The sequence below is a fragment of the Frankia gtarii genome (assembly GCF_025403375.1).
Classification (GTDB): domain Bacteria; phylum Actinomycetota; class Actinomycetes; order Frankiales; family Frankiaceae; genus Frankia; species Frankia gtarii.
The window spans coordinates 1-9,592 of sequence record NZ_JAMPTM010000251.1 but is presented as its reverse complement, the minus strand read 5'-3'; the positions used below and the strand labels follow the sequence as shown (position 1 = coordinate 9,592).

8 protein-coding genes are annotated in these 9,592 nt (G+C 72.2%); 6 read left to right on the top strand and 2 right to left on the bottom strand.

All coding sequences use genetic code 11. The annotated features are described in order from the left end of the window. Positions 1-16 precede the first annotated feature (16 nt). The 3 genes from NBZ83_RS25795 (at position 17) to NBZ83_RS25785 (ending at position 2,036) form a co-directional block, all read left to right on the top strand. Positions 17-730: a DUF3710 domain-containing protein gene (locus NBZ83_RS25795; RefSeq protein ID WP_261568590.1), complete on the top strand. Its 714-nt coding sequence runs from the start codon at positions 17-19 to the stop codon at positions 728-730. Between the two features lie 153 nt (positions 731-883). Then, a complete protein-coding gene (locus NBZ83_RS25790) occupies positions 884-1,270 on the top strand; it encodes an OB-fold nucleic acid binding domain-containing protein (protein ID WP_251744775.1) in 387 nt (128 codons plus the stop codon). A 46-nt stretch (positions 1,271-1,316) separates the two neighbouring features. Then, positions 1,317-2,036, top strand: coding sequence for a DUF3159 domain-containing protein (locus NBZ83_RS25785; protein ID WP_261575963.1), 720 nt, complete (start codon positions 1,317-1,319; stop codon positions 2,034-2,036). 4 nt (positions 2,037-2,040) lie between these two features. Here NBZ83_RS25785 and NBZ83_RS25780 read toward each other — a convergent pair whose 3' ends face one another. Together NBZ83_RS25780 and NBZ83_RS25775 are read right to left on the bottom strand one after the other, a co-directional pair. Continuing rightward, on the bottom strand, positions 2,041-2,745 hold the full coding sequence (locus tag NBZ83_RS25780) for a potassium channel family protein (RefSeq protein ID WP_261568573.1): 705 nt from the start codon (positions 2,743-2,745) through the stop codon (positions 2,041-2,043). Between the two features lie 2 nt (positions 2,746-2,747). Beyond that, the gene (locus NBZ83_RS25775; RefSeq protein ID WP_368861909.1) at positions 2,748-3,455 is read right to left on the bottom strand and encodes a potassium channel family protein; all 708 of its coding nucleotides are present in this window, start codon (positions 3,453-3,455) and stop codon (positions 2,748-2,750) included. A gap of 119 nt (positions 3,456-3,574) precedes the next feature. Here NBZ83_RS25775 and NBZ83_RS25770 point away from each other — a divergent pair, with 119 nt between their 5' ends. From NBZ83_RS25770 to dxs, 3 genes are all read left to right on the top strand, one after another. After that, positions 3,575-5,689, top strand: coding sequence for an APC family permease (locus NBZ83_RS25770; protein ID WP_261568572.1), 2,115 nt, complete (start codon positions 3,575-3,577; stop codon positions 5,687-5,689). Further along, complete coding sequence (locus NBZ83_RS25765; RefSeq protein ID WP_261568571.1) at positions 5,686-7,302, top strand: class I SAM-dependent RNA methyltransferase; 1,617 nt, start codon at positions 5,686-5,688, stop codon at positions 7,300-7,302. The genes NBZ83_RS25770 and NBZ83_RS25765 overlap by 4 nt, the downstream gene beginning before the upstream one ends. Positions 7,303-7,459: 157 nt before the next feature. Then, positions 7,460-9,430 carry a 1-deoxy-D-xylulose-5-phosphate synthase gene (gene dxs, locus NBZ83_RS25760; protein WP_261568570.1) on the top strand — a complete coding sequence of 657 codons (1,971 nt, stop codon included), beginning with the start codon at positions 7,460-7,462 and terminating at the stop codon, positions 9,428-9,430. Positions 9,431-9,592: the final 162 nt, after the last annotated feature.

Genomic DNA, 9,592 nt, shown 5'->3' with positions numbered 1-9,592 from the left:
GGGAGGGAGTCCGGTGGTGTTCGGCCGCGGGCGTAGGGAATCTGACCAGCGCGAGGCGCCTCGGCCCGGGGCGCCAGGACGGCGCGCGCCGGTCGACGAGGCTGCGCCGGTGGTGTTGGACGGTCCCTACGACGTCACCGAGGCGCCGGAGGATGATCTCCACCGGCTCGACCTCGGTTCGTTGCGGATCCCGGCACTGCCGGGCGTGCAGGTGCAGTTCCAGGTGGAGGAGTCGACCGGCCAGCCGTTGACGGTGCTCGTCACCGACGGGCGCAGCGCGATGGAGCTGTCGGTTTTCGCCGCTCCCAAAAGCCGTGGCCTGTGGGACGAGGTGCGCGCCGAAATCCTGGCGACGATCGAGACGGCCGGCGGCCGCGAGGCGGGCGGCGCGTTCGGGCCGGAGCTGCGGATGCTGCTGCCCACCGGCCGGCCGGGTGAGACCGTCCCCGGCCGGATGATGGGCGTCGACGGCCCACGCTGGTTCCTGCGTGCCGTGGTGACCGGCGTTGCCGGGGGCGAGCCCGGGGCCGCCCCGCTGCTCGACGAGACGCTGCGCCAGCTCGTGGTGGCCCGTGGCGAGGGCGCGATGCCGGTGCGGGATCCCCTGCCGTTGACGCTGCCTCGGGAGGTCGCCGAGCATCCCGAGGGCCCTGGCGGCTCCGCGACCGCGGCGACGAGCGGCCGGCCCCAGCTGCCCGTGCCCGGCGTCCGCACCGCCGAGCTGCGCTGACCGGGATACGAACGCGCAGCGCTGTACTGCATACGGTACGTATCCACGCGGGGATCGCTCGATCGTACGGCTTGCCGCGGGCACACTGAGCCTCGGTCATTCGTTGCATCAGACGTGTCCGGGCAGGGTTGCTCGCGCGGGAACGGAGGAGCCGTGGGCGAGCCACACGGTTGGTGGGGCCGCAAGCTCCACAAGCTGACGGCGGGAACGAACGAGCTCGACGCCGAGGATCTCCAGGCCGCCTCAGCGGCGGCGGGCGCCGTCCCGATGAGCGGTTGTCGTGACCGGGATGAGACCTGCGTCGCGGGTACCATCCAAGCGGTGACGGTGCGTGCGCGTGCCGGCGCGCCGACCCTGGAGGTCGACATCTACGACGGCAGCGGCACCGTGACGCTGGTGTTCCTGGGCCGCCGGGACATTCCGGGCCTGCGGGCCGGTGCCTCGGTGAAGGCGTCTGGGCGCATCACCGTGCAGGAAGGTCGCCCGAGCATCTTCAACCCGCGTTACGAACTCCTCCCGGTCCCCTCCGCGAGCGCCTAGGTTCGCCGCGGGGAACGGCCTCTCACCGACAGGATCTCCACCGACGATGCCACGATTGCCCACCCCCGACGCACCGCCGATGACGATGTCCGAGGCCATCGGCGGGCCCCGGGGGATCATCGACAGCTCCATCCCGACCGTGGCGTTCGTGACGGTGAACGCCGAGGCCGGGCTGACCGCCGGCATCGCCGTCGCCATCGCCGCCGCGCTCGGGCTGCTCGTCCTGCGCATCGTGCGGCGCGAGCCGACGCAGCAGACGTTCTCCGGCCTGTTCGCCGTCGCGGTCGCGGCGTTCGTCGCCTCGCGCACCGGCGACGCGAAGGGCTTCTTCCTTCCCGGCATCGCGAAGAACGCGCTCGGCGTGGTCGTGGCGCTGCTGTCGGTGGTGCTGCGCCGGCCGATCGCCGGCTATCTCATGGCCGGCCTGGACACCCGCTACGTCGGTTGGAAGGACGATGCCCGGCAGCGTCGCGCGGCGGTGTGGGCGACGCTGGTCTGGGGCGCCGTGTTCACCCTGCGCTTCGGCGTGCAGGGCGTGCTCTACCTCGCCGACGAGTCCGGCTGGCTGGCAGCGGCGAACATCGCGCTCGGCCTGCCGCTGTTCGGCCTCGCCGTACTGGCCAGCTTCGCCATCGTGCGCAGGCTCGCCCCGCTGCCACCCGAGCCGCCCGCCGCGTCGGACGCGGCCGTGGTCGAAGGCGAGGTGCTGCGAGCCGACCCGCCGTCCCCCGGGGCGCCGGTCGATCCGCTCCACCCGCCGCGCTGAGCGGTCAGCCGCCGGTGGTGAGGGTCCGCGTCCGCCCGGGCACCGGGCCGAGCAGGGCGGCGAGCTGCTCCTCGGCCTCCGAGCTGGTCGCGACCGCGAGCACCTCGTCGCCGTGCTCCAACGCCGCGTCCGGCGACGGGATGACCGCCCGCCCGTCGCGCAGGATCACCACGAGGGCGCTGTCCGGCGGCAGGGCGATCTCGCCGATCCGCTGACCGACCACGGGCGAGTCCTCGGCGAGGGTGAGCTCGACGAGGGAGGCGTCGCCCTGCCGGAAGCGCATGAGCCGCACCAGGTCGCCGACGCTGACAGCCTCCTCGACCAGCGCGGTGAGCAGCCGTGGCGCGGACACCGCGACGTCCACTCCCCATGATTCGGTGAACAGCCACTCGTTCTTGGGATGGTTGACTCGGGCGACCACCCGCGGCACCCCGAACTCGGTCTTCGCCAGCAGTGACACGACCAGGTTGACCTTGTCGTCGCCGGTCGCGGCCACGAGGACGGTGCATTCGTTCAACCCGGCGGCGTCGAGCTGGGACAGCTCGCAGGCATCTGCCAGCAGCCACCGGGCCTCGGGCAGCGCGTCGGTGCGGATCTTCTGCGGGTCCCGCTCGATGATGAGCACCTCGGAGCCGTTCTCCAGCAGTTCGGCGGCGATGGAGCGGCCGACCTTGCCGGCACCCGCGATCACCACCTGGCGCATGCTCATGGTCAGCTCTCCTCCGGACCGGTGCGCAGCACCGTGTCGGCCTCGGTGGCATGGGCCTTCGTCACGGCGGTGTGCAGCACGTCTCCGTCCTGGACGAGGGTGCGGGCGTCGGGCAGCACGCCCTCGCCGAACCTGGTGACGCAGACGACGCGTACCCCGGCCGCCGCCTCCAGGTCGCGCAGTTTGCGCCCCACCCAGGCGGGCCCGGGCGCGATCGCGGTCAGCAGCACCGAGCCGGACGGATCGGACCACTGCGCAGTGACGGCGTCCGGGAGCAGCCGACCGAGGATCTGGTCGCGGGTCCAGCGCACGGTCGCGACGGTGGGGATACCGAGCCGCTCGTAGACCTCGGCGCGGCGCGGGTCGTAGATCCGCGCCACGACCCGCTCGACGCCGAACATCTCCCGGGCCACCCGGGCCGCGATGATGTTCGAGTTGTCCCCGCTGGACACGGCGGCGAATGCGGCGGCCCGCTCGATACCCGCCTCGATGAGGGTGTCGCGGTCGAAACCCATCCCGGTGACGCGCTGGCCGGCGAAGTTCGCGTCCAGCCGACCGAACGCGGCCGTGTTCTGGTCGATGATCGCCACGGAGTGACCGAGCCGCTCGACGCCGCGGGCGAGGGCGGAGCCGACTCGGCCACAACCGAGGATCACGACATGCACGAGGGGAGCGTAGTCGGATCCGGCCGCAGCGGCGCGAAACGTCACCGGAGTGCTCTCTATGCGGAGATCCGCCACCCTCGGGCGCGTGGACCCGACCGACGTGGTTATGTGTGTGCCACGTCACACTTGCGAATAGCGGTACCCGACGTCGGTAGCATCGCCGCGTGGCGCTCACGGACCGCCTGAAGCGCGGTTTCGTCGGTCGACCGATCGGGAGCGACCGGCTCGGGGAGACACTGCTCCCCAAACGGGTCGCATTGCCCGTCTTCGCCAGTGACGCTCTGTCGTCGGTTTCGTACGCGACGGAGGAGATCCTGCTCGTCCTGTCACTGGGCGGGCTGGCCTTCTATCACATTTCACCCTGGCTGGCCGGCGCCGTCATCGTGCTCATGCTGACAGTGGTCGCCTCCTACCGGCAGAACGTGCACGCCTACCCGAGCGGCGGCGGTGACTACGAGGTCGTCTCGACCAACCTCGGCCCCCGCGCCGGCCTGCTCGTCGGCAGCGCCCTGCTCGTCGACTACGTCCTGACGGTCGCGGTGTCGGTGTCGGCGGGTGTTGCGAACCTGACATCCGCCGTCACCGGACTGGCCTCCCACAAGGTCCTCATCGCGATCGTGATCGTCATCGTGCTGACGATGATGAACCTGCGCGGCGTGCGCGAATCCGGGACGGCCTTCTCCATCCCGACCTACGGCTTCGTGGCCGGCGTCGCCGTGATGATCGTGACCGGTCTGGTCAAGACGGCCCTCGGTCACACCCCGCGCGCGGAGAGCGCCGGCTACCACGTGGTCGCCGAGCACGACTACGCCGGGCTGGCGCTGGCGTTCCTGGTCCTGCGAGCGTTCGCCTCGGGCTGCACCGCGCTCACCGGCGTCGAGGCGATCAGCAACGGCGTGCCCGCGTTCCAGAAGCCCAAGAGCCGCAACGCCGCGACCACCCTGCTGCTCATGGGCGTCATCGCGGTCACCATGTTCGCCGGCGTCACCGCCCTGGCCCTCATCTCGGACGTGCACGTCGCCGAGCACACCAAGGACCTGGTCGGGGCCAGCGGCGAGCAGCCGACGGTCATCGCCCAGGTCGCCGCCGCCGTCTTCGGCGACGGCTCGCCCGGCTTCGTCTACATCGCCACGGTCACCACGCTCATCCTCATGCTGGCCGCGAACACCGCCTTCAACGGCTTCCCGGTGCTGGGCTCGATCCTCGCCCGTGACGGCTACCTGCCTCGCCAGCTGCACACCCGCGGCGACCGGCTGGCCTACTCCAACGGGATCGTGCTGCTGGCCGGCTTCGCGATCGTGCTGATCGTCGCGTTCGACGCTCAGGTCACCGCCCTGATCCAGCTCTACATCCTCGGTGTCTTCATCTCGTTCACGCTGAGCCAGACCGGGATGGTGCGGCACTGGGCGCGCATCCTGCGCGCGACCGGCCCGGCCGCGCCCGATCCGGTCGCGCGTCGCCGGATCCGCCGCTCACAGACGATCAACTTCATCGGCGCCTGCCTCACCGGCACGGTGCTGGTCCTCGTGCTCATCACGAAGTTCACCCACGGCGCCTGGATCGTCTGCCTGGCCATCCCGATCATCTACCTCGGCATGCGGGGGATCAGGAGCCACTACGACCGGGTCGCCGTCGAGCTCACCCCCGAACCGGGCCCACCGACCCTGCCGTCGCGGATCCGGGCCGTGGTCCTCGTCAGCAAGATCCACGCGCCGACGCTGCGGGCGCTGGCCTACGCCAAGGCGTCGCGGCCGCACAGCCTCGTCGCCCTCACCGTGGCCGTGGACCAGGCCGAGGCCGACCGGCTGCGCGACGCGTGGGCGGAACGGGGCATCAGCATCGATCTCGTGGTGCTTGCGTCCCCCTATCGGGAGGTCACCAGACCGGTGTTGGAGTACGTCGCCCGGATTCGGCGGGAGAGCCCCCGAGACGTCGTGGCCGTCTATCTCCCGGAGTACGTCGTCGGCCACTGGTGGGAGCACCTGCTGCACAACCAGAGCGCGCTGCGGCTCAAGGCCCGGCTGCTGTTCCAACCCGGCGTGATGGTCACCAGCGTGCCCTGGCAGCTGGCCTCGTCCAGCGGTGCGGAGCGGCGGGTGGAGCGCACCGGAGCGGGCGCGGTTCGCCGTGGCCGGGCCGCCCTGCCCGGACCCGTCGGCGGCCCGGACACCCCGGCCGGCCCCGGCGGGACGCCGCCCGCCGTGAGCGCGCCGGCTCCCGTGGGCTCCACGGACGTCAGCCAGCCCGGTTCCGGGTCGAGGCCGGCGGAGCGGGAATGAGCCCCGCTCGCCGCCAGCCGGCTCGCCGCCCTGGCGGGGCCGCCCGTCCCCACCCGCCGACGGACGGATCGCCGTCCGCGTCCGCCGCGTCCGCCGCGTCCGGTTCGGCCGTGGAGGATTCCGCCGCCGCGACCGCGGTGGGATCGCTCATCGAGCTGGTGGTAGGTCAGGTGGCCCATGGCGGGTTCTGTGTGGCGCGCGCGGGTGGGAGGGTCGTCTTCGTCCGGCACGCCCTGCCTGGCGAGCGGGTCCGGGCCCGGGTCACCGACGACTCCCACGACCGCTACTGGCGCGCCGACGCCGTCGACATCCTCACCCCCTCGCCGCAACGGGTGGAGGCGCCCTGCCCGCACGCCGGCCCCGGCGCCTGCGGGGGCTGCGACTGGCAGCACGCCGACCTCGCGGCGCAACGTCGGGGCAAGGCCGAGGTGATCGCGGAGGCGCTGCGCCGCTTCGGCGGGCTGGACGCCGTGGCCGACCCCGAGGCCCATCCCGGCTCCGAGGCTCATTCCGCGTCCGCCGCGTCCGCCGGTCGGCAGGGGGCGCCCGGTACCCGGCGCGGGCCCGTGCGGGTGGTTGTCGAGGCGGTGCCCGTCGGCGGCCGGGGCGACCGGCCGGGCGGCGACGGGGACGACGGTCTGGGCTGGCGGACCCGGATGCGCTTCGCCGTCACCGCACAGGGTGAGATCGGGCTGCGGGCCAGCCGTTCCCACACGGTGGTGGCCGTTCCGGGCTGCCGCATCGCGCACCCGCTCGTGGCCGAGGCGCTGGCCGGGCGCCGGTTTCCCGGCGCCGAGGCGGTCGAGGTCGCCGCGAGCCCGTCCACCGGACAGGTGGCCGTCGCCGTGTATCCCGTCGCGGCGGCGCCCGGCGAGGTCGTCGAGACGGTGGGGGAGCGGCGCTTCCAGCTCGGGCCGGATGTGTTCTGGCAGGTCCATCCGGGCGCGCCGGAGGTGCTGGTCGCCGCCGTCCGGGACGCGTTGCGGCCGCGGGCGGGGGAGACGGCGCTCGACCTGTACTCGGGGGCGGGTCTGTTCGCCGCGTTCCTTGCCGTCGACGTCGGCCCCGGCGGCCGGGTCGTCGCGATGGAATCCGACGCCGCGGCGGTGGCCGCCGCCGCCCGCAGCCTTGCCGACCTGCCTCAGGTGTCACTGCGCTCGCTGCGGGTGACTCCAGCGACGGTGCGCGGAGTGGTCGGCAGCGGGCCGACGGCCGGCCGCGTCGACACCGCCGTGCTGGATCCGCCCCGCACCGGGGCGGGGCCCGCCGTGATGGCCGCACTGCTGGCCCACCACCCGCGTGCCGTCGCCTACGTCGCATGCGACCCGGTGGCCCTGGGCCGGGACCTGGCGGCCGCATCGGCCGCCGGTTACGAGCTGATCTCGCTGCGTGCGTTCGACCTGTTCCCGATGACCGCCCATGTCGAATGTGTGGCGCTGCTGGAGCCACGCGTCATCGAACCTGCAGTAACCAAAGACCTACATGGGGTGGAACGCGAGGTGATCGCCGGGGCCGACCGATCGGATCCGGCGCCGCCCGATCGCCCCGGCGTGTCGTCCGCGCGCCACGCCGCGCAGCAGAGTACGTCTGCGTACCCGCATCCCGACCAATAGTGTGCGAGCCGGGGGTGCATCTTACCGCGAGCAGGCCTATTGCCTCCCCATCCACGAGGAACTCACATGTCGCCAGGCTGTCTGCGGGCGCGCAGGCGACCTGCGTAGACTTTGCCGGACCCGGACCGATCCCCTTTCGGGAGAGGGAGTTCACGCCGTGTCGCTTCTGTCCACGATCAGCTGTCCCCAGGACGTCAAGCGCCTCGACCATGAGGAGCTCGGCATCTTGGCGGCCGAGATCCGTGATTTCCTCATTCACGCCGTCGCGCGTACCGGAGGCCATCTCGGACCTAATCTCGGTGCCGTCGAGCTGACGCTGGCGATTCACCGAGTGTTTGATTCACCGTTCGACCGCATCCTTTGGGACACCGGACACCAGTCCTATGTCCACAAGATTCTCACCGGTCGGTCAGGCGATTTCGACGGGCTGCGCCAGCGGGGTGGCCTTTCGGGCTACCCCAGCCGGGCCGAGTCCGAGCACGACATCGTCGAGAATTCGCACGCCTCGACCGCCCTGTCCTACGCCGACGGTCTCTCCCGCGCCTATGCGCTGCGCGGGGAGGACCGGGCCGTCGTCGCGATCGTTGGTGACGGCGCGCTGACCGGGGGCATGTGCTGGGAGGCCCTGAACAACATCGCGGCGGACGACCGCCCCGTCGTCATTGTCGTCAACGACAACGGCCGGTCCTACGCGCCGACGATCGGCGGCCTGGCCGACCATCTGGCCGCCCTGCGCCTCGCCCCCGAGTACGAGCAGGTCCTTGACGTCGTCAAGCAGGTCCTCGGCCGCACGCCGCTGGTCGGCGCGCCGCTGTTCGACGCGCTGCACGGCATCAAGAAGGGCATCAAGGACGTCGTCCAGCCGCAGGGGATGTTCGAGGACCTGGGGCTGAAGTACGTCGGCCCGGTCGACGGTCACGACGTCGTCGCGGTCGAGTCCGCCCTGCGCCGCGCCCGCAGCTTCGGCGGGCCGGTCATCGTCCACTGCGTCACCCGCAAGGGCTTCGGCTACCCGCCGGCCGAGCAGGACGACGCCGACAACTTCCACGGCGTCGGCGTCATCAACCCGGTCACCGGCAAGCCGGTGTCCACGTCGAAGACCACGAGCTGGACGAACATCTTCTCCGAGGAGATCGTCCAGATCGGCGCCGAGCGGCCCGACGTGGTCACCCTGACGGCCGCGATGCTCCAGCCGGTCGGCCTCGGCCCGTTCGCCAAGGCATACCCCGACCGGGTGTTCGACGTGGGCATCGCCGAGCAGCACGCCGTCACCTCGGCCGCCGGGCTCGCCATGGGCGGGCTCAAGCCGGTTGTGTGCCTGTACGCGACGTTTCTCAACCGTGCCTTCGACCAGGTCCTCATGGACGTCGCCCTGCACAACCAGCCGGTGACGTTCGTGCTCGACCGGGCCGGAGTGACCGGGGAAGACGGCGCGTCGCACAACGGCATGTGGGACATGTCGTTCCTGCAGGTCGTACCCGGCCTCGCGATCGCCGCCCCCCGGGATGCGCCGACCCTGCGCGCCGAACTGCGGGAGGCCGTCGGGACCACCGACAGGCCGACCGTGGTCCGCTTCCCCAAGGGCAAGGTCGCCGCGGACGTGCCGGCGATCGACACCATCGGCGGGGTGGACGTGCTGTTCCGCTCGCCGGCGGTGGCCCAGCACCGCGAGGTGCTGCTGGTCTCCGCCGGTGCGATGGCCACCACCTGCCTGGAGGTGGCGCGCCTCGTCGCCAGCCAGGGCATCGGCATCACCGTCGTCGACCCCCGCTGGGTCAAGCCACTGCCCACGGTGCTGGTGGACCTGGCCCGCGACCACGACCTCGTCGTCACCGTCGAGGACAACGGCCGGGTCGGTGGGGTCGGGTCGTCGCTGGCCCAGCTGCTGCGCGACGCCGACGTCGATGTCCCACTGCGCGACTTCGGCATCGCCCAGCGATTCCTCGACCACGCCAAGCGTGACGAGATCATCGCTGAGGTCGGCCTTGCCCCCCAGGACCTCGCCCGCAAGGTCGTCGAGGCCATCGCCAAGCGCCAGCCGGCGCTGGAGGGCGACCCGGCCGCGGTCGCGGGCCAGGCCTCCCCGGGTGTGCAGCGCACCGGCGAGCAGGTCGCCGACCAGCACTGATCGGTGCTGTCCGGCTGCGACTGCCGAACTCGGCGCCCCACCTCCGGTACCCCCGGCGGTGGGGCGCCGCTGTCTGTCGTCCCGCGTCCGTCCCGCGTCCGTCCCGCAGCCACCGAGAGGGGGGCCGGGGGCTCGCGACGGCTGGCCCGGCCGGGCCGGTGC

What these genes read in the sequence shown, in the direction of transcription:
- NBZ83_RS25780 (WP_261568573.1), bottom strand. Translation starts at nt 2,745, where the DNA reads ATGAGCATGCGCCAGGTGGTGATCGCGGGTGCCGGCAAGGTCGGCCGC.
- NBZ83_RS25765 (WP_261568571.1), top strand. Translation starts at nt 5,686, where the DNA reads ATGAGCCCCGCTCGCCGCCAGCCGGCTCGCCGCCCTGGCGGGGCCGCC.
- NBZ83_RS25785 (WP_261575963.1), top strand. Translation starts at nt 1,317, where the DNA reads ATGCCACGATTGCCCACCCCCGACGCACCGCCGATGACGATGTCCGAG.